The sequence below is a fragment of the Phytobacter sp. V69 genome (assembly GCF_965644215.1).
In the GTDB taxonomy this organism is placed as follows: Bacteria; Pseudomonadota; Gammaproteobacteria; order Enterobacterales; family Enterobacteriaceae; genus Phytobacter.
In genome coordinates, this window is sequence record NZ_CBFFRL010000041.1 from 1 (window position 1) to 18,567 (window position 18,567).

Here is an 18,567-nt window from a genome sequence, read left to right on the forward strand (position 1 = left end):
ACTTATCGGTAGTTAACCCTTCCTCCTACACTCTCCACAATCATGTCCGAGCGTTGCACTTATTATCTGAATTCGCGTAGCACGATTTAGATTAAAGAATTTCAAATAAATGTCGTTATAACCCCTAATTCAACCAGACCGAGTGCTGCCATTATGACATGGAAAAATACACAGGGCCGGATTGGCCTGTTGCTTATAAGTTTTTTCGTTATCTTGTTGATAGTTACGTATATTGTTATCAGGCAATTCGTTTCTCCACAGATTATTGCAACCGAAACCAAAAATATTCAGGCAACGGTTGAATTACAAAGTAATGCGATAAAAGAGCAGATGAACCGCGTTAAGGCGCAGCAACGCTCCATTACTGAACTGGTTGTCGGACTGCAAAGTGAGCAAATCGACGAATTATTGCCGAGTCTGGTTAACCAATATGGCGATCTAAACGTATTTGGCGGCGGGATTTGGCCTCTGCCGGGCCAGCGTGACCCGGCACGGGACAAATTCAGTACCTTTTATGCCCGTAATTCTGGCGGCACGCTACAGGTCAACACCGTCTGGAACCAGCCGGAATCGGCAAAATACTGGGAACAACCCTGGTATAAAGACGGCATGAATGCGCCGAAAGGCGAATGCGCGTGGGCAAAAGCCTACCAGGATGCGGCCAGCCCGCAGCCGCGTACCAACTGTGCGATGGCGATCTGGAAAGACGGCAAAGCCTGGGGCGTGGCGACCATCGACGTTACGCTGGGCTTCTTTAACCAACTGGCTGTCGATATGGGCAAAGCGGTCAACGGTAGCGTGTTGATTATAGAAGCAGACGGCAAAATCGTCGGTAACGGCTCTTCCGTTCAGGATAAACCGGCGCTGTCGAACGTTCGCGATCTGGGCATCCCGGCGGCGGCGCCGTTAGTCAGCCTGTTAGGTCAGAGTAAGACCACGGAAGTGCGCGGCAGTTATGATGGTGACGACGGGGCGCATTCCCTGTTCGTTCTGCCGATCAGCGGCAGCCCGTGGTACATGGCGGTGGATATTCCGAGCAGCCAGCTGGTGAGCATGTCTGACGCTATTATGACCAAGCTGACCATTGTTCAGGCTATTATTGGGATTCTCATCGTCTTTATTATGATGATTATTGTGCGCAATATTTTCCATAATGTGACGCTACTCAATCGTAATATTGAAGCCCTCTCCAGCGGCGGTGCGGATTTAACTCAGCGTCTTGAACAGAGCAAGAGTCCGGAATTCAACGCCATTATTAATAACTTCAATAAGTTTATTTCCTTCCTCAATGAGCTGATGCAGCAGGTGGGGAATAGCTCAATGGCGATTTCGTCGGCTTCCCGTCAGATTGCCAGCGGCAACCTCAATCTCTCATCGCGTACCGAAGAGCAGTCGTCCTCGATTGTGGAAACGGCGGCATCGATGGAAGAGCTGACCAGCACCGTGCGCCTGAACGCCGAGAACGCGCTGCAGGCGAACAAGCTGGCAGGCGAGGCCTCGACGGCGGCGAAACAGGGGGCCAATGTGGTAAACAAAGTGGTCTCGACGATGAACAACATCAATGCCTCCTCCTCGAAAGTGGTGGAAATCATCAGTGTGATTGACGGCATCGCCTTCCAGACCAATATCCTCGCGCTTAACGCCGCGGTGGAAGCGGCGAGGGCCGGTGAACACGGGCGTGGTTTTGCCGTGGTAGCCGGTGAAGTTCGCTCCCTGGCACAGCGCAGCGCCCGTTCGGCTCAGGAGATCAAGAAACTGATTGAAGAGTCGGTGAGCAGCATTGAACAGGGTAGCGGGCTGGTCCGTCAGGCGGGGACGACGATGGACGGACTGATGGAGAAAGTGGAAGGCGTGGGCGTGCTGATTTCAGAAATCAGCTCTTCCAGCGATGAACAAAGTCGCGGGATTGCCCAGATCAACATCGCCATTAACCAGCTCGACAGCGCCACGCAGCAGAATGCGGCGCTGGTCGAAGAGGTGGCGGCGGCCGCGGAGTCCATGGAAGAACAAACCGTACAGCTCGAAAACGTCGTCGGCAGCTTCAAGCTCTGACCGTAAGCTATGCCCGTAAAGCATGTCCAGCCCGCAAGGGGTGGCCATGCTTTTCTTCAATGCCTACCAGGATCCGCAAGTTATCATTTCCTTTTTTATTTGTTATTGTTGCGCGAAGCGAGATAGCATTCCATCACGCTGCAATAAACGCACATACGTTTGACGTTTAGCTTTGGGGTAATCATGAAAGAAAAAATAGACGGATTAATCAAAGAAGGTCTCCTGTATTTTATTGGCAATAAGCTCCCGGATGATTTTTATACTGCATTGACAGAATGGACAAATATTGCCAATAAAACGAATGATCCCAAAGCGCATTATAATATTGCTTACTGTTTTAATGTCGGCGAGGGTACACAACCCGACTATGAACGCGCTAAATATCATTATCTGCAAGCGCTGGATGGCGGATTACAGGCGGCAGGCCTTCGCCTCTTACGGATGCAGCGCAAAGCAACGATTAAACTTCCTGAAAAGCTTCAACTTTTTAATAGTCATTCGCTGAGCAGTGAAGAGGCGATGCAGCATGTTGCCGCCCTTAATGCGCTGATTGCGCTGGCTGGTGAGCTGATTAATAAAGGGTGCGACGACGTTAAGCCTGCGGGAGAGCAATTCTTTATTCTGGCAACCTTGCTGGAGCTGCATGCGTTATATCAGTCTGGTGATATTTCCACTTATAAAACGCTGTGCCAGGCGCGCATTTCCCAGGGATATCTGTGGGCGCTGCCGCTGTTAAAAATAAGGGATTGCCGGGTTGAGACTGAGGTCTCCTATCACGCCCAAAAAGATATTGTTGGTCAAGGCGTTAACCAGGGTAATTCGGTGCTCTATAAAGGTAATAAGTACTATAAGGTTAGTACTTCCGCTAAATTTATTAATAACACCGATACCGGGCTGATCGTCTTCGACCCTGTCTTAGGTAAGACGGAAGTTCCTGCCGGGGCGACCTTCAATTTTCACGATCCGCGCACTGGCGACACCGTGAATAGCGTTCCTGATACCTTTAATGCAGAGGGAACGCGCTTTGTTCAGGTTTTCCCCTTCGGCATGAGCCCGCCGCCGCTTAGTGAAACCACCGTGAAAGAGCTACAGTGCGGTTTTGATGTCCCGGAAAAAACGAGCCGCAAAGTAACGGAGTTGGCTTCCAGTGTCACAGGTATATTTGGCAAAATCATCCTGTTGGTCATCGTCGGCATTGTGTTGTTTGTTGCATGGCAGATGATGTCTTCTCCGGGTCACTGATAATCTTCCCGCTAACGCCTTTCGATACCTTCATTTAGCCCACACGCCGCCGGATACTGGCGGCGTTATCCGCGCAATAGCGCACAGGGCTTCCTCTTAAATTATTCGCTTTATCAATACATCCTCCGCTTACCCCTTGTCAGGAAAATACATTAGCACTAATGTATTTTCTCAACCAGAGGAAACGCATATGGAAAAAACGCCTGGCCTGGGCGAATTGCTTCGCTACATTTCAGACCTTGTCGACCACGGCTCTGAAAAAACTTGGCGCGAGAGGAATATCGCGTATCGGCCCCGCTACACCCCGGTTTTGCGGGCGATGGCGGCGGGTGCCCGTACCGTCACCGATATCACCGCCCAGACCTGGCTGACCCAGGGGGCAATTAGCCAGTCCGTCTCGATGATGGAAAAAGAGGGCATTTTGACCAAAGCGACGCTGGAGGATGGGCGCAAGAGCAGCCTGCATCTGACGGCAAAAGGGGAGGCGCTGGTTGCCGAAGCGCAGCCGCACTGGCAGACCCTGTTTGCGGCGATTGAGGGGCTGGAAAAAGAGACAGGTTATCCCCTTCTGACCATCCTGCAGGAGACTGCCCGCGCTCTGGAGCGTCAGGGGTTTGATGAGCGTATCCGGCAGGCCAAAAACACCCCCCCTGATGCAGAGGACACCCCATGCTGAACTGGTTTGAAAGCGGCGGCGCAGATTACGCTCGCTATCGCCCGCAATACCCTGCGGCCTTGCTCGACTTTCTGCTCTCGGTAACGCCCGTGCATCACCGTGCGCTGGATGTTGGCTGCGGTACGGGCCAGTTGACCGGGCTACTGGCTTCGGCTTTTGCGAAGGTAACGGGGATTGACCCCAGCCAGACGCAAATCGACAACGCCGAACCCCATGTCCGCATTGAGTATCGGGTGGGACCAGCGGAACAGCTTCCGCAGACGCTGCACGATATTAACCTGATTACCGTCGCCCAGGCGGCGCACTGGTTTGATTTACCGGCCTTTTACGGTGAAGTACAGCGGGTAGCGGCGCCCAACGGCGTTATCGCGCTTATCAGCTATGGCGTGCTCAACCCTGACGAGGTTATCCGGGCGCGTTTTCGCCAGTTCTATTACGACGAAATCGGCGTCTACTGGCCACCGGAAAGGCAACTGGTGGACACCGGTTATGCGGGCATCCCCTTTCCGTTTGCGGAAATTCCCGTACCGGAGATGGAGATTCGCCTGCAGTGGGATCTCGGGGCATTGATGGGCTATCTCTCCACCTGGTCGGCGGTGAAACGCGCGCGTGACGCCGGGCAGGAAGGCCTGCTGGTGCGTTTTTACGACGATGTGTGCGACCTCTGGGGCGACCCGGCCCGGACGCGTACCTTCACGTGGCCGATTAACGTCAGAGCAGGGCGCTTACCATAACGCCAGACGGCCAGGCCGCCTGGCGGTCTTTTTTACCGCAACAGGGCGCAAGCCGCCGAAAGACGCTGGCAGGCTTGCGTCAGCAGCCCATCGTCTACCGCATAGGCAATGCGCAAATATCCCGGCATCCCGAACGCCGAACCGTGTAACACGGCCACCTGTGTTTGTTCCAGCAGCCAGTTTGCCAGCCCGCTGTCGTCGCCAATGGTCTCACCGGTGGGTGTTACTCGCCCAATAAGCTTCTGGCAGTTGGCAAACACATAGAACGCACCCTGCGGGGTGCTGGCGCTCAGGCCATCGGTGGCGGCAATCATCCCCAGCACTTGCTGGCGGCGTTTATTTAGCGTGTGCAGCCAGTCGTCGAAGAAATCCGCCGAATGGTTAAGGGCCGCGACCGCCGCTGCCTGGGAAATGCTGCTCGGGTTAGAGGTGCTTTGTGATTGCAGGATCTGCATGGCGGCAATCAGCCACTGGGGTCCGCCCGCATAGCCCAGACGCCAGCCGGTCATGGCGTGGCTTTTCGAGACACCGTTTACCGTCAGGGTGCACGAAACCATCTGCGGCGCGACCTGAGCAAAGGTGGTGAACGGCGTGTTGTCGTAGCGCAGCGGCTCGTAAATGTCATCGGCCATTACCAGCACCTGCGGGTAATCCGCCAGCACTTCTGCCAGCGCGCGCAGCTCCTGTTCACTGTAAATCGCCCCGGTCGGGTTGCCCGGCGAGTTGAGGATCAACCAGCGGGTTGATGGGGTGAGAGCGGCGGCCAGTTGTTCCGGTGTCAGCTTCCAGCCGTTTTGCTCATCACAAGGCACAATCACCGGTTCGCCGTCGGCCAGCCGCACCATATCCGGGTAGGAGACCCAGTAAGGCGCGGGAATAATCACCTGCTGCCCGGCGTCCAGGGTTGCCAGAAAGGCATTGAAAATAAGCTGTTTGGCGCCGCTCCCGGCGATAATCTCTTCCGGGCGGTAATGCAACTGGTTGTCGCGGGCAAGCTTTGCCGCAATGGCCGACTTCAACGCTGCGGTGCCGGAAACGGCTGTATACTTAGTCTGATGCTGCACGATAGCTTCAATGCCCGCATAGCTAATATGGGCCGGGGTAGCAAAATCCAGTTCCCCTTCGCCCAGGTTGATCACCTGCTTGCCTGCGGTTTCCAGCGCCCGTACCTGGTCAGAAATTGCCGCTGTCGGTGAAGGGCGTACGGATTGCATACGACGGGCGATTTGACTGTTATTCATAAATCCTCTTTTGTATCTAATGATTCAATTAATACAATTAGGTACCCAACATCAGCAGGAAACTCGCCGTGTCACCGATCTTTATTCTCGATAACACCTCTGTGCCCGCCCGCTATGGCATTACCGCCAGCCTGTGGGCCAATCGTCTTGGGTTGCCCCTCTGGAGCCTTCGCCCCGACTTCGCCGGGGATGTCCCCGACAGTCACCAGCACGTGATTCGTGCGGGGTATTGCGTCACCAGCGGCCTCTGGCGCAGCGATACGCTGCGTGAAGAGGTGCGCGATATCGCCAGCCTGCCTGAATCGGACGCCGTCATCGTGCTGGCGTCTTCACAGGAACCGCTTATCGCGGACCTGCCCGGCCAACGGCTTTACAGCGACGACAGCCAACACCGTCTGACGCTCAGCGACGGGCAGAACACCCTGCTGAACCTTACCGCCGACCGCTATGGCCGCTGGGATGCCAAAGCGCCAGCGGCTACCGGAGCGTCCCTGCGCATCGCGCTGATTGGCCGCGAGGCGGACCATCGTCTGGTCTATCCCGCCACGCTCGGCTCACTGGGTGATGCCGCCACGTCGCTGGGGCTGAACCTGGATGTCCATTTCCTGGCACCGGTTAGCCTGTCCGCCGGATTACATGAAGTTCACGTTTTCCAGGGCGTGGTGCTGCCGGGCGGTTCCTCGATGGCGGCCGTCAGCGGACAAATCCGCGTGGCGGAAGATACGCTCGCCACCGGGCAGTCTACGCTTGGACTGTGCCTGGGCATGCAGAGCATGATGACCGCCGCCGTGCGCCGGAGTCCGGGTTTCGAACCGGCGATTCCGGCAGAAGTCGCTCTGGATGCGGCCCTGCACAGCTTTGTTCCCTTTGCCGATGGCCGTCATCGCTGCGGCGTATTCCCCTTTACCTCCGGGCTTATCCCCGGCGATATCCGCGAAATGCACTACAACCATCGCTACTGCTTTAACAACGACCTTCTGCCAGAGCTGTATCCCAGCGGGGTCAGGGTGAGTGCGCAAACCGACGGTATCGTGGAAGCCATTTCCCAACCGGGCCTGCCGTTCTGGCACGGGGTTCAGGGGCATCCGGAACTGATGTCCCGCCCGGATGCGCCCCATCCGCTGTTTGTCGCGTTTTTACAGGCGGCGCTTAAGGCGCAAGCGTAACGCCGCTGCGACGGTCGCTGGCAAGCGCCTGCATGACGCGGGTCAGCTCTGCCAGCGCCGCGTCGCTGATCGGTTTTAACGGTGCGCGTACGGTGCCGCCGTTAAAGCCACGCAGCGCCATCGCCGCTTTCACCAGCTGCGGCTGCCCGTGTTTACGCGCTAGCGCCCGGTAGTCGTACCACAGCTGATGCAAATCGCGGGCAGTGGAGGCATCGCCCTGTTCCACGGCGCGGAAGGTGTTGATGATAAGCTCCGGCAGTGCGCCGCTGTTGGTGGTGCTGATGCCGTCAAACCCGGCCATCATCGGCCCGAGGAACGCCAGATCCGAAGCACAGAACAGGCGCAGACGCCCGCGCAGGCGGTTGGCAATCTGGTCGATGGCGGTTGGGTTGAGATCGCCCTGTTTGATGCCGACCACGTTCGGGATCTCTGCCAGCTGTTCCAGCAGCGCCGGGGAGAGGGTTATACCGATGCCCGGCGCGTTGTACACCAAGATGCCGGTTTTGGATAACGGAGCCATCTCTTTGAAGTAGCTGACGATTTGCTCGTCAGTGATTTCGCTGACGAACGGCGCGGTCACCATCGGCAGGCCACCCAGCTCGCTTGCCAGAATGGTCAGATCGCGGGCATCGCGCGGGTCGGAGCTGGCGCTGCACAGCATCACCGCTACGCGGTCATCCACGCAGGCTATCACTTCATGAAACAGCTCGCGGCGTTCTTCGACGGTCATCACCGGGAATTCACCGTAGGTGCCGCCAATCAGCAGGCCGTCATAACCCAGGCCAATCACGCGTTCGATGTTTTCACGCAGGGCCGGGAAGTCGATTGCACCGCTGGCGGTGAACGGGGTCACGGTGATGTTGAAAATGCCACGCAGGCGTTCACGGCACTCATTGATATCTTTCATCTTTAATTCCTTACAGCAGTGTTAATGGGCGAGCCAGGGAACCCAGCTGGCGATATCCGGTTTCAGTCACTACCACGGTTTCACTGACGCCGACGGTAAATTGGCCGTAGATACGCAGGGCGGGTGGGATGTGGAAGGTCATGCCTGGTTGCAGCTCAGTGGTGACGCCGCTGTACAGGCTGAGAATGCCGCCTTCGCCCCAGTCCGGTGCAAAGGCAACACCGATGGAGTAGCCGGTGCGTTTTTTGAAGTTTTCCGTGAACCCGGCGCGTTCGATCACCTTCTGGCAGGCCAGATGTGGCGCTTCGCAGGTGGCACCCGGGCGAATGGCGTCGAGAGAGGCCTGCAGGGCTTCCTGACACACTTTTTCCATTTCGATGGCGATAGCGGGCGGGCGGCCCAGCCAGGCGGAGCGCATCATGGCCGCGTGGTAGCGGTCATGGGCGGCGGACATCTCCAGAAATACCGGATCGTTATCCTGCATCACCCGACGACGCCAGGTACCGTGTGGCACACCGCTACGCGGACCGGTAGAAACCAGCGGCTCCATGCCGACATACTCAGAACCCGCAGCAATGGCGGCCCCCATCATCGCGGAAACCAGCGCGTTTTCGTCCGCGCCGCTGCGAATCGCCGCCATCCCGGCGCGCATACCCGCATCCACATAGCGTGCCGCGGTGGCGATTTTTTCCACCTCAGCGGCCGATTTCACCGCGCGCAGTGGTTCGATAACACCTGCGGTATCGGCAATCGCGCCGAGTTTTGACTGCAAGGCTTCATACACGGCAATCGGCAGGAACCAGCCGCGTTTGTCCAGCCCGATGCGTTTGTTGAGCCACCCGCGCTGTTGCAGCATGCCCACCAGGAAATCCACCGGGTTGTCGCCATCCTGGTAGATGGCGGCGTCAGAAATAAAGGTGTTGGCGATAAAGTTAAAATACTCGAGCTGGCGAATCACAAACACCGGATCCCCTTCTACGGGCAGCAACAGCGCCTGAAAGGTGTAATAGCCCGGTGTTTGCTGACCGGTAAGCCAGAAGATGTTTTCCGGCCCGGTAACAATCATGACGTCCACGCCCGCGCTGCTTAAGCGTTCGCGGGTACGTCGAATGCGTTGTGCATATTCGTCGGCGCTAAAGGCGGACTCACTGCCCTGAATCACATTGTTAACATCTTGCATCACTAAACTCCTGGAGTAAGGTGGCCTGCGCGGCATTGAACTGCACGCCCAGACCGGGAGAGTCGTTGACGGCGACCAGGCCATTGCGGTATTCCAGCCCGCTGACCGGATCGTCAGTTAATCCATCGGCGCCATACAGTTCGGCAAACGCCGGTTTCACCACACGGCATAGCTGGAGCGCGGCGGCGGTGGCGGCATGGCCTTCATTCATCTGACCAATCATGAACGGCACGTCGGCGAGTTGCAGGCGGCAGGCGGCGGCAAGCGTGGGGGCAAGCCCCCCCAGTTTCACCAGCTTGAGATGCCCCCACAGCGCGCCGTTGGCGGCGATCAGCCGGGAAATGGCGGCCTCGCTATTGAGGCTTTCGTCGAGCATGACCGGGATGCCGTAGTCGTACAGTTGTGCCAGTTGGCTTTCGTTCGCCGGGCTTAGTGGCTGCTCGATGTAGCTCAGTTCCAGCTCGCGCAGACGGGGGAACGCCGCGTGGGCCTGCTCCAGCGACCACTGGCCGTTGACGTCAATCGCCAGCGAAATCTGCTGACCAAACCGCTGACGCAGCTTTTGCAGGCGGGCGAGATCGGTGGCGAAATCCGCCACCCCCGTACGTAACTTCAACTGGGTGAAACCTCTGTCGACATAGCGCTGCGCCTGCTCCAGCATCTGCGTCTCGCTGCCCCAGAACAGGGTCTGATTGGTGTGCCAGGCGGGTAGGCCATCTTGCGCTCCCAGCCAGGCGGCAACACTCACCCCATCCTGACGGGACAGAAGATCGTGCAACGCCATATCGATCACCATGCGCGACGGGGCCAGCAGCGTGCTGTCAGGGGCATGCACCCGCTCCAGCAGCGCGGCAGGTTCCTGGCTCCAGTCCCAGCTATTGAGCATTACCAGCAGGTTGTTCAGCACCTGCTCTTCGCTGTAGCCGTGCAGGTAGCGAATGTTGAGCCGCACTTCACCGATCCCCGTTACGCCATGGTCCTCCAGGCGCAGCCAGAGGGTGTCGAGCGCCGTCACCGCGCCAGACGCGGCGGTATGCAGCGTCACCCCGGCGTAGTGCAGGTCGCCGCGAAAAAGTTGCGCTTTCACGACGCGGACTCCACTGGCAGCATAGCGAGGGCGATATCAATGTAGATATGCGCCGCAGCGAGAAACTCATCGATGGGGACAAACTCGTCCGGCTTGTGCGCCACCGCCAGCGAGCCGGGACCAATCACCACGCCTTTCGCGCCCAGCGAGCGGAAGTGCACCAGGTCGCAGCCGCCCTGAAAACCAAACGGGCCGGGTTCGCTCTGCCCGTGACGACGGCAGGCGGCCAGGCTTTGCTCGACAATGGCTTCGCTGCTGTCGGTTTGCGTCGCGCCGCCGGTGGTGGGCTGCCAGGCGATGATTTCCGCTTCCACACCTGCGTGAGCATGCGCATGGTCGAGCAGTTGTTGCAGTTCGGCTTTAACCACCTCTTCGTCTTCGCCCGGCACCATGCGGCGGTCGAGCAGCAGTTCACAGCTGTCCGGTACCACGTTGTCCGCGTGGCCGCCGTGGATGCGGGTCACGGTCAGGCTGGCATTGCCCACCAGATCGTGGCAGCGGCAGCGTACCTGCTGGTGGTGGGCCTCTTCGATCAGTCCCAGCAGACGCGCGGACTGGTAAATCGCGTTAACCCCCAGCTCCGGCGTGCCGGAGTGCGCGGTGACGCCTTTTACCCGTACGCGAGGACGCAGGCTGCCTTTATGGGCAGAGAAGGTGGCATTCGACGTCGGCTCGCCAATCACCGCGAAATCAATCGCCGGTGGGTTATCCCGTACGTAGAATTTCGCCCCTTCGCTGGCGACCTCTTCATCGGCGGTGAACACCCCCATTAATGTGCCGGACCACTGCTGACGGTTAGCCGCGAGCAGGCGCAGGGCTTCAACCATCGCCACCAGCGGGCCTTTGGCATCGCAGGAGCCGCGACCGTACAGGCGGCCATTGCGTTCGTTGAGCGTGAAGGGATCGCTGGCCCAGCCGCTGCCCGCCGGCACGGTGTCGATATGGGTGTTAAAGGCGAAGCACGGCCCCGGTCCGTTGCGCAGGACGGCGATAACGTTGGTCCGCCCCGGTGCATATTCGCTAAAAGAGAGATCGAACCCGGCGGTAAGCAGCCAGCCTTCCAGACACTCGGCGGCTTCCCGCTCATGGCCCGGTGGGTTTTCTGTGTTGATGGCAACCAGCGTCGCTAAGTCCTTTTTCATACGTGCGCTGTCAACCTGGTAACTGGACATAGGAACTCCGTGATTAATGTAATATTTGCGTCAGGAAGCGCTGTGCGCGCTCGCTGACATTGCCGGCGAAGAAATCACTGGTGTTGGCGCGATCGATAATTTCGCCGTCTTCCATAAACAGAATTTTGTTGGCGGCCCGGCGGGCGAAGCCCATCTCGTGGGTCACCACCATGCTGGTCATCCCTTCTGCACTGAGCTCTGCCATCACTTCCAGAACTTCGCGGATCATCTCCGGATCGAGGGCTGATGTGGGTTCGTCGTAGAGCATCAGTTCGGGCTTCATCGCCAGAGCACGGGCAATCGCCACGCGCTGCTGCTGGCCGCCGGAGAGTTCGTCCGGAAAGTGATCTGCGCGTTCGTTGATACGCACTTTCGCCAGCAGGTTGTCCGCCAGCTTGCGGGCCTCAATGCGGTTCATCCCCAGCACCGTCATCGGGGCCAGCATAATGTTTTCCGCCGCCGTCAGGTGCGAGAACAGCTCGTAGTTCTGGAACACCATGCCAATACGCTGACGCAGTTTGTGCACCGGCACTTCGCCCCGGCTGATGTGCTGTCTGGCGAAGAACACGTCGCCGCTGTCGGCAGGTGAGAGCATGTTGACGCAGCGCAGCAGGGTGGATTTGCCCGAACCGGACGGGCCAATCAGTACCACGGTTTCACCCTTTTGCACCTCAAGAGAGCAATTCTTGAGCACGGTCTGGCGACCAAAGGTCTTATCAATGCCGATCATCTCCAGCAAAGGTTTCTCGCTCATGGTGCCTCCCGGGCGGTTTTCGGTAATTTAAAAAGGCGGGTCAGCCGCTTCTGGCTCTTGCTGCGACGCTGCTTCGGGTCGAGCACGCTTTCCAGCCATGACTGGAAAATCATGAACAGCGTGGTGAGCAGCAGGTAATAGATGCCTGCGGCGCACAGCGCTTCGAAGTAGCGGAAGCTGGCGCTGGCGGTCTGGTTGGCGACCAGCAGTAGTTCCTGAACGGCGATAACTGAAACCAGCGCGCTCGATTTCAGCATGCTGATCATCTGGTTACCCATTGGCGGCAGCACGATGCGCGCGGCCTGAGGCAGCACGATTTTGCGCATGATCTGCCCGTTGGTCATGCCGAGCGCCATGCCAGCCGTGCGCTGGCCGCTTTTCACGGCCTGCAGGCCAGAGCGCAGAATTTCCGCCATGTAGGCGCCTTCATTGAGCGAAAGCGCCAGCACTGCACAGGTAAACGCGGAGAAGCGTAAGCCGAAGCCTGGCAGCACGTTGTAGACAAAGATTATCTGGAACAGCACTGGCGTCCCGCGAAACAGCCACAGGTAGAAAAAGGCCAGCCCTTTCCCGGCGCGAAACGGCGCTTCCTGCAACAGCGCCAACACCAGGCCCAGTACCACGCCACACAACAGTGAGCAGAGGGTAATAAGCAGCGTCATCCACGCACCCTGAATAAACTCGGGTGAGAGGAAGTACTGCCACATTAGTTCGATCGACATAGCTTTCTCCGGTTAATGGCAAAACGGGTTAGAAAATGGCAACGGAGTCAGGGAAGTTCCATTTCTCAATCAGTTGCTTGTAGGTGCCATTTTTGACGAGTCTCTGGAGACCTTTCTCCAGCAGGGCGTGGGTTTCGGTATCGCCTTTCCGCACGGCAAACGCGATGTGGGTATCTGCCTCGAATTCGTCGCCTACCGCTTCGAACATGCCTGCTTTTTCGCTAAACAACGCAACGGCACCTGGGGTGGAGAGGAACTCGGCATCTGCACGGCCTTGCGCGACGGCGACGGCGGAGTCGGTGGCGGCCGGGAAGGTCATCACGTTAATGGCCGGTTTTTTGGCATCCAGACAGCGCTGGTTGTCCGCGCGGGCCTGGCTCTCTTCGATCCCACCGAGGGTCACGGCGATGTTTTTGCCGCAGAGGCTCAGGTCACGGCCGGTGATTTTTTCCGGGTTACCTTTGCGTACCACCACGCGGCTACCGATTTTCAGATAAGGCACGAAGTCGACCTGCGCGGCACGGGTTGGGTTGACGTACATGGCGGAGTTGATGATGTCGAGACGTTTGCCTTGCAGTGCAGGGATAAGCCCTTTGAACTCCATCGGCATTGGCGCGGGTTCCAGGTTTATCTCTTTGCTTAGCGCGTTAATCAGGTCGATATCAAAGCCGGTGAGCTTGCCCTCTTTCACGAATTCAAACGGCATAAAAGTGGCCGCTGTTCCGTAGGTCAGTTTGCCCGGGGCGATGGTTTCAACCGCCGCATGACTTACCAGTGGGAGGGCGGTCAGCGCGAACATCAGGGTGCGTACGTGGCGAAACAGTAAAGAATTGCTGGACATAGTCGTCTCCTGGTTAAGGTCTAAATTGAATTTAGTGAGTCAATAAATACAATTGTGTATGTGAAAAAAATGTCTCATATTGGTGCACCTTAGCACGCTAACCGTGCAGTCCTTGCTTTGTTTTGCTGCGTTTTGTTGCCCGTGCTATTGTATCTTTCGACCACAATAATGCATTTCAGGGAACCGATCTCCATGCAGCCTGACTCCACTGCGAGCAGTCGCCGGATAGCCCGGCAAATACTCGACCTGATATCCGAAGCAAGATTCGATCCAGGTCATCATTTACGTGAGCAACATCTTGCCGATGCGCTGGGTGTTTCGCGTACGCCGGTGCGTGCCGGGCTAAAAGAATTGACCCGCATGGGGGCGGTTGAGGCGCGTCCTAATCAGGGTTTTTTCCTGCTCAAACGCAGCGATGAGCTGGAACTGCTGGAGATTGAGCAGTCCAAGAGCAATGACCAGAAGCTGTATGAGCAGCTGGTGCATGACCGTATTGCGGGCGTGCTGCCGGAGTCATTTACCCAGACCGAAATCAGCCAGCGCTACGATGTCGATCGCGGTGTGCTGACCCGCACGCTGGTGAAGTTGTCGGAAGATGGCCTGATTGCCCGTAACGCCGGGCACGGCTGGCGCTTCCTGCAAACCCTGAACTCGGATGTGGCGCTGCGTAACAGCTACGGTTTTCGCCTGATGATTGAACCGACGGCGCTGCTGACGCCCAACCTGCATGTGGACCGGCAGATGCTTAAACGCCTGCGCGCCCAGCATCTGCGGCTTATCACCCATCCGGACATTACGCTGGTGCCAGCGAAAGAGATTTTCGAAACCGATGCCGCGTTTCATGAGTTACTGGCAGAGGCCAGCGGCAATCTGTTTGTGTTGCAGGCTATCCAGCAGCAAAACCGCCTGCGCCGTCTGCTGGAATTCGGCAGCTATCACAATAAGCGCCGCGTAAAAGAGTGGTGTGAAGAGCACGTTGCCATCATCGATGCTTTGCGAGAGAACAAGCAGGAACAGGCGGCCGAATTGATGAGAAAGCACCTGCAATACGCCTTTGACCAGGTAAATGTTAAAAACGCCCGCGCATAACTGGCATTGCTCTTGCACATATTGCTTCTGAAAATACAATCAGGAGCATTTATGGATTTTAAGATTCAACAACGTGTGGCGCTGGTCTGCGGTGCCGGAAGCGGCCTTGGGCAGGCGATTGCCCTTTCGCTGGCGCAGGAAGGGGTGAAGGTGGCCGTCACCGGTCGCAACGCGGAAAAACTGGCGCAGACGGTGGAACGCATCACCCAACTGGGCGGCACGGCCCATGCCTGGCAACTGGATCTTGCTACCCCGGAACAGTTTGATACGGTGATTGCCGATATCCGCGCGCACTGGGGCGACATCGATATTCTGGTCAACAACTCCGGCGGTCCGCCGCCCGCTACGGCGCAGGGGACGGATGGCGCAGTCTGGCAACAGCAGTTTTCCGTGATGGTCGCCGCGCTGATTCAGCTCACCGATAAGCTGCTGCCCGCCATGCGCAGCCGCGGCTGGGGACGCATTATTACCACCACGTCATCTGGCGTGATTGCCCCCATTCCTAACCTTGCGCTGTCGAATGCGCTGCGCATGAGTCTGCTCGGCTGGTCGAAAACTCTCGCCAGCGAAGTGGCGGCCGACGGCGTGACGGTGAAGGTGATGGTGCCGTGGCGCATCGCCACCGACCGCGTGGGGCAACTGGATGCCATCAAGGCGAAACGCGAGAACAGCAGCGCGGAAGCGGTCGCGCAGAAGAGTCGGCAGAGCATTCCGGCAGGGCGCTACGGCGAACCGCAGGAATACGGCGCCACCGCTGCATTTCTGGCAAGCCAGCCCGCCAGCTACATTACCGGCGCGGTGATTCGGGTTGATGGCGGATTGATTGGCTCGATTTAGGGGCTGAGTGTTATTGCGAGAGGAATGCCAGTCGGTTGCGTAACGGACTGGCGTTATTGCTTATTGTCGGCTCTTTTCGAGTTCGCCTTCTGCTGGCGGATAAAATCTTCGAGGGAGCGGTCGGGGCGTTCGGCAAACTGTTTCCCGGTTAATGTCACCACCTCACAGCGATCCAGGCGGAAACAGCGATAATCCTGACGTAGTGCGCACCACGCCACCAGGACCCACACTTCTCCCCAGAACGACAGGCCCAGCGGATGGATCACCCGCTCAGAGCCTTCGCCTTTGTCATTTTCATAACGAATGTAAACTTCATCGTGCTGGCGCATGGCCTGATGGAAAACATCAAACCAGCGCCGGGCCAGAGGATACTTGCCAAAGTCCGGCGTCAGGATGCGGTTGCGTTCCGCCAGAATGCGCCTGTTGGTTGGTAGCACCGCCAGCAGCTTTTCCTGCGCCGAACCCGCCGCCTTTGCCAACGTGTCGCCACTCCAGGTTTGCAGCATGCCGATGGCGGCAATCAGCGCTTCCACCTCCATGCCGCTAAACATCAGCGGCGGGAGGTCAAAACCCGGCATCAGGCGATAGCCGCTGCCTGCCTCTCCCTGAATGGGGACGCCGGACAGCGACAGATCGCGAATGTCCCGATAGACGGTGCGCTCAGACACCTCCAGTCTTTCCGCCAGTATGGCCGCCGTGACCCGGCGACGGGTACGCAGGATCTGGACTATCTGAAAAAGCCTGTCGGCACGGCGGCTCATGGCACGTTTCCTGTCAGTGGTCGGTTAAATGTTGTCAGGCCGGTTGATGCAGCCCGACTTTATTCCCTTCACTGTCAATGATAAGCGCGATGGTGCCAATATCATCCGGCAAAATTTCTGGCCCAAAGCAGCAGGTGCCGCCTTTTTCCGCCACTTTTTTCAGTGAAGCGGCGATATCAGCGGTAAAGAGATAGACCACGGTGCCGCTCGTTGAAGGCTGGAGCATCTCCGATTTTACCAGTGCGCCGCCAATTGCCGGTTCCTGGTAGTGAAAGACTGCCATGGACATGCCTGCGACATGCTCCTGACGAAATTGCGCATCGACGCAGTATTTATAGAACGCGGTTGCCCGTTGCAGGTTCTGAACCGGAATCTCAAACCAGTTGATAATGTTGCTCATGTTCTCGTCCTCGTTGTGTTTTCGACAACGAGAATGTCTCACCCCCCTCCTGACAACATACTGTCAGGAGTGATCGGCGGGGGGAGGCAAATTCCCGGAGGCGGTGCGGCGCACCTGTCCGGGCTACGGGTCTGATTAGCGCATGGTGACAAACTCTTCTGCCGCCGTTGGGTGAATCGCCACGGTATTGTCGAAGTCTTTCTTGGTGGCACCCATTTTCAGGGCGACCGCGAAGCCTTGCAGAATCTCATCCATCCCGAAACCGATACCGTGGATGCCGACGATTTTCTCTTCCGGGCCAACGCACACTAACTTCATGCGGCACGGCTGACGGTGAGAGGTCACGGCGGTATACATCGCGGTAAACGATGATTTATACACTTTGACCTGGTCCTCGCCATACTGCTCGCGCGCCTGCGGTTCGGTTAAACCGACGGTGCCGATCGGCGGGTGGCTGAATACCACGGTCGGGATGTTGCTGTAATCCAGATGCTCGTCCGGCTTGTTATTGAACAGACGCTCAGAGAGGCGACGGCCTGCTGCCACGGCAACCGGCGTCAACTCAACCGTACCCGTGTTATCGCCCACGGCGTAAATACCCGGCACCGAGGTATTCTGGAATTTATCCACCACGATGAAACCTTTCTCGTCGGTTTTCACCCCGGTAACGTCCAGATTGAAGGTGTCGTTTGCCGGTTCGCGACCAATCGCCCAAATCAGGCAATCGACGGTCTGGCTGCGCCCATCTTCCAACTCCAGCGTGAAGCTGCCATCGGCGTTTTTCACTACTGATTTCGGAATGGCTTCTTTATGCAACGCCGGGCCTTCGGCGGCCATCACTTCAACCAGCGTTTCGCTGATCATCGGGTCGAAGTTGCGCAGCGGGGAGTGTTTGCGCACGAACAGGTGCGTTTCGGCACCCAGTCCGTTAATCACCCCGGCGAGCTCAACGGCGATATAGCCCGCACCAACAACTGCAACGCGTTTTGGCAACGCAGGCAGCGCAAAGAAACCGTCGGAGTCGATACCGTATTCCGCACCCGGAATCTGCGGATGGCTCGGGCGACCACCGGTGGCGATCAGGATGTGATCGGCGGTGATCGTCTCGCCATTGACTTCGATCGTCTTCGCATCGACAAAACGGGCAAAGCCTTTGATCACATCGACATTATTCTTGCCCAGCACATTGTCATAAGAGGTGTGGATGCGGTCGATATAGGCCGTGCGGCTGGCAACCAGTTTGTTCCAATCGAAATGGTTGATGGTGGCGTCGAAGCCGTAGTCCGGCCCGTACAGATGAATGGCCTCGCGGATTTGCGCCGCGTGCCACATGACTTTTTTCGGGACACAACCCACGTTCACGCAGGTGCCGCCCAGCTCTTTGGCTTCAATCAGCGCGCACTTCTGGCCGTACATGGCGGCGCGGTTAATCGAGGCAATCCCACCGCTGCCACCGCCAATGGCGATATAGTCGTAATGTTTGCTCATGGTTAATTCCTTAGAGCCTATCCAATGAGGCTATTTTATTTGCCATTCTGGACCTGGGCAGTGCTCACAGTCCTCACGTACTGCGTGTACGCTGCGGTTGTTCCGCGCTGTCCGTGTCCAGACTCGCTGCAACAATGTACGCCTACCGTGTAGGCTCTTAATCCTGAACGAGGTCGAAAGTGTCGCGATTGTAACGCGCAGCCAGCAAGGTTCCTTCG

The 18,567-nt window shown here is 57.6% G+C and carries 18 protein-coding genes; 7 read left to right on the forward strand and 11 right to left on the reverse strand.

Annotation, left to right across the window (positions count from 1 at the left end; genetic code table 11):
* Nucleotides 1-153: 153 nt before the first annotated feature.
* The 4 genes from ACSZPU_RS08085 to ACSZPU_RS08100 all read left to right on the forward strand — a co-directional run bounded on the left by ACSZPU_RS08085 (nt 154) and on the right by ACSZPU_RS08100 (nt 4,704).
* Nucleotides 154-2,052: a methyl-accepting chemotaxis protein gene (locus ACSZPU_RS08085; protein WP_498997360.1), complete on the forward strand. Its 1,899-nt coding sequence runs from the start codon at nt 154-156 to the stop codon at nt 2,050-2,052.
* A 183-nt stretch (nt 2,053-2,235) separates the two neighbouring features.
* The gene (locus ACSZPU_RS08090; protein WP_498997363.1) at nt 2,236-3,294 is read left to right on the forward strand and encodes a hypothetical protein; all 1,059 of its coding nucleotides are present in this window, start codon (nt 2,236-2,238) and stop codon (nt 3,292-3,294) included.
* Nucleotides 3,295-3,484: 190 nt separating this feature from the next.
* Nucleotides 3,485-3,970 (forward strand): MarR family winged helix-turn-helix transcriptional regulator, encoded by a 486-nt coding sequence (locus ACSZPU_RS08095; protein WP_498997365.1) that lies wholly within the window; start codon nt 3,485-3,487, stop codon nt 3,968-3,970.
* Complete coding sequence (locus tag ACSZPU_RS08100) at nt 3,964-4,704, forward strand: class I SAM-dependent methyltransferase (RefSeq protein WP_498997367.1); 741 nt, start codon at nt 3,964-3,966, stop codon at nt 4,702-4,704. The genes ACSZPU_RS08095 and ACSZPU_RS08100 overlap by 7 nt, the downstream gene beginning before the upstream one ends.
* Before the next feature lie 32 nt (nt 4,705-4,736).
* On the opposite strand, the gene ACSZPU_RS08105 is transcribed toward ACSZPU_RS08100, so the two are convergent.
* A complete protein-coding gene (locus ACSZPU_RS08105) occupies nt 4,737-5,945 on the reverse strand; it encodes a pyridoxal phosphate-dependent aminotransferase (RefSeq protein WP_498997370.1) in 1,209 nt (402 codons plus the stop codon).
* Between the two features lie 68 nt (nt 5,946-6,013).
* Between ACSZPU_RS08105 and ACSZPU_RS08110 the strand changes: the two genes are divergently transcribed.
* Nucleotides 6,014-7,111: a glutamine amidotransferase-related protein gene (locus ACSZPU_RS08110; RefSeq protein ID WP_498997373.1), complete on the forward strand. Its 1,098-nt coding sequence runs from the start codon at nt 6,014-6,016 to the stop codon at nt 7,109-7,111.
* On the opposite strand, the gene ACSZPU_RS08115 is transcribed toward ACSZPU_RS08110, so the two are convergent.
* The 7 genes from ACSZPU_RS08115 to ACSZPU_RS08145 are packed head-to-tail and all read right to left on the reverse strand — an operon-like array spanning nt 7,095 to nt 13,774.
* On the reverse strand, nt 7,095-8,018 hold the full coding sequence (locus ACSZPU_RS08115) for a dihydrodipicolinate synthase family protein (protein ID WP_498997375.1): 924 nt from the start codon (nt 8,016-8,018) through the stop codon (nt 7,095-7,097). The two genes, ACSZPU_RS08110 and ACSZPU_RS08115, sit on opposite strands and share 17 nt — an antisense overlap.
* Before the next feature lie 10 nt (nt 8,019-8,028).
* Complete coding sequence (locus ACSZPU_RS08120; protein WP_498997377.1) at nt 8,029-9,198, reverse strand: M24 family metallopeptidase; 1,170 nt, start codon at nt 9,196-9,198, stop codon at nt 8,029-8,031.
* Entirely contained in the window at nt 9,185-10,285 is a 1,101-nt protein-coding gene (locus ACSZPU_RS08125) for a mandelate racemase/muconate lactonizing enzyme family protein (protein WP_498997379.1), read from the reverse strand. Before ACSZPU_RS08125 ends, ACSZPU_RS08120 begins: the two co-directional genes overlap by 14 nt.
* Nucleotides 10,282-11,457 carry a M20 family metallopeptidase gene (locus ACSZPU_RS08130; RefSeq protein ID WP_498997382.1) on the reverse strand — a complete coding sequence of 392 codons (1,176 nt, stop codon included), beginning with the start codon at nt 11,455-11,457 and terminating at the stop codon, nt 10,282-10,284. Before ACSZPU_RS08130 ends, ACSZPU_RS08125 begins: the two co-directional genes overlap by 4 nt.
* Nucleotides 11,458-11,470: 13 nt before the next feature.
* A complete protein-coding gene (locus ACSZPU_RS08135; RefSeq protein WP_498997385.1) occupies nt 11,471-12,211 on the reverse strand; it encodes an amino acid ABC transporter ATP-binding protein in 741 nt (246 codons plus the stop codon).
* Entirely contained in the window at nt 12,208-12,933 is a 726-nt protein-coding gene (locus ACSZPU_RS08140) for an amino acid ABC transporter permease (protein ID WP_498997386.1), read from the reverse strand. Before ACSZPU_RS08140 ends, ACSZPU_RS08135 begins: the two co-directional genes overlap by 4 nt.
* Nucleotides 12,934-12,961: 28 nt before the next feature.
* Nucleotides 12,962-13,774, reverse strand: coding sequence for an ABC transporter substrate-binding protein (locus tag ACSZPU_RS08145; RefSeq protein WP_498997388.1), 813 nt, complete (start codon nt 13,772-13,774; stop codon nt 12,962-12,964).
* Nucleotides 13,775-13,966: 192 nt separating this feature from the next.
* Here ACSZPU_RS08145 and ACSZPU_RS08150 point away from each other — a divergent pair, with 192 nt between their 5' ends.
* Together ACSZPU_RS08150 and ACSZPU_RS08155 are read left to right on the forward strand one after the other, a co-directional pair.
* Complete coding sequence (locus ACSZPU_RS08150; protein ID WP_498997389.1) at nt 13,967-14,863, forward strand: GntR family transcriptional regulator; 897 nt, start codon at nt 13,967-13,969, stop codon at nt 14,861-14,863.
* A 51-nt stretch (nt 14,864-14,914) separates the two neighbouring features.
* Nucleotides 14,915-15,700 carry an SDR family oxidoreductase gene (locus ACSZPU_RS08155; RefSeq protein WP_498997390.1) on the forward strand — a complete coding sequence of 262 codons (786 nt, stop codon included), beginning with the start codon at nt 14,915-14,917 and terminating at the stop codon, nt 15,698-15,700.
* A 53-nt stretch (nt 15,701-15,753) separates the two neighbouring features.
* On the opposite strand, the gene ACSZPU_RS08160 is transcribed toward ACSZPU_RS08155, so the two are convergent.
* From ACSZPU_RS08160 to gorA, 3 genes are all read right to left on the reverse strand, one after another.
* The gene (locus ACSZPU_RS08160) at nt 15,754-16,461 is read right to left on the reverse strand and encodes a helix-turn-helix transcriptional regulator (RefSeq protein WP_498997393.1); all 708 of its coding nucleotides are present in this window, start codon (nt 16,459-16,461) and stop codon (nt 15,754-15,756) included.
* Nucleotides 16,462-16,495: 34 nt separating this feature from the next.
* Nucleotides 16,496-16,861 (reverse strand): VOC family protein, encoded by a 366-nt coding sequence (locus tag ACSZPU_RS08165; RefSeq protein WP_498997396.1) that lies wholly within the window; start codon nt 16,859-16,861, stop codon nt 16,496-16,498.
* Nucleotides 16,862-16,996: 135 nt separating this feature from the next.
* On the reverse strand, nt 16,997-18,349 hold the full coding sequence (gene gorA / locus ACSZPU_RS08170) for a glutathione-disulfide reductase (protein ID WP_498997397.1): 1,353 nt from the start codon (nt 18,347-18,349) through the stop codon (nt 16,997-16,999).
* Between the last annotated feature and the right edge of the window lie 218 nt (nt 18,350-18,567).

Coding starts and splice junctions, on each gene's coding strand:
- ACSZPU_RS08085 (WP_498997360.1), top strand. CDS start 154: ATGACATGGAAAAATACACAGGGCCGGATTGGCCTGTTGCTTATAAGT.
- ACSZPU_RS08090 (WP_498997363.1), top strand. CDS start 2,236: ATGAAAGAAAAAATAGACGGATTAATCAAAGAAGGTCTCCTGTATTTT.
- ACSZPU_RS08095 (WP_498997365.1), top strand. CDS start 3,485: ATGGAAAAAACGCCTGGCCTGGGCGAATTGCTTCGCTACATTTCAGAC.
- ACSZPU_RS08100 (WP_498997367.1), top strand. CDS start 3,964: ATGCTGAACTGGTTTGAAAGCGGCGGCGCAGATTACGCTCGCTATCGC.
- ACSZPU_RS08105 (WP_498997370.1), bottom strand. CDS start 5,945: ATGAATAACAGTCAAATCGCCCGTCGTATGCAATCCGTACGCCCTTCA.
- ACSZPU_RS08115 (WP_498997375.1), bottom strand. CDS start 8,018: ATGAAAGATATCAATGAGTGCCGTGAACGCCTGCGTGGCATTTTCAAC.
- ACSZPU_RS08120 (WP_498997377.1), bottom strand. CDS start 9,198: ATGCAAGATGTTAACAATGTGATTCAGGGCAGTGAGTCCGCCTTTAGC.
- ACSZPU_RS08130 (WP_498997382.1), bottom strand. CDS start 11,457: ATGTCCAGTTACCAGGTTGACAGCGCACGTATGAAAAAGGACTTAGCG.
- ACSZPU_RS08135 (WP_498997385.1), bottom strand. CDS start 12,211: ATGAGCGAGAAACCTTTGCTGGAGATGATCGGCATTGATAAGACCTTT.
- ACSZPU_RS08140 (WP_498997386.1), bottom strand. CDS start 12,933: ATGTCGATCGAACTAATGTGGCAGTACTTCCTCTCACCCGAGTTTATT.
- ACSZPU_RS08145 (WP_498997388.1), bottom strand. CDS start 13,774: ATGTCCAGCAATTCTTTACTGTTTCGCCACGTACGCACCCTGATGTTC.
- ACSZPU_RS08150 (WP_498997389.1), top strand. CDS start 13,967: ATGCAGCCTGACTCCACTGCGAGCAGTCGCCGGATAGCCCGGCAAATA.
- ACSZPU_RS08155 (WP_498997390.1), top strand. CDS start 14,915: ATGGATTTTAAGATTCAACAACGTGTGGCGCTGGTCTGCGGTGCCGGA.
- ACSZPU_RS08160 (WP_498997393.1), bottom strand. CDS start 16,461: ATGAGCCGCCGTGCCGACAGGCTTTTTCAGATAGTCCAGATCCTGCGT.
- ACSZPU_RS08165 (WP_498997396.1), bottom strand. CDS start 16,861: ATGAGCAACATTATCAACTGGTTTGAGATTCCGGTTCAGAACCTGCAA.
- gorA (WP_498997397.1), bottom strand. CDS start 18,349: ATGAGCAAACATTACGACTATATCGCCATTGGCGGTGGCAGCGGTGGG.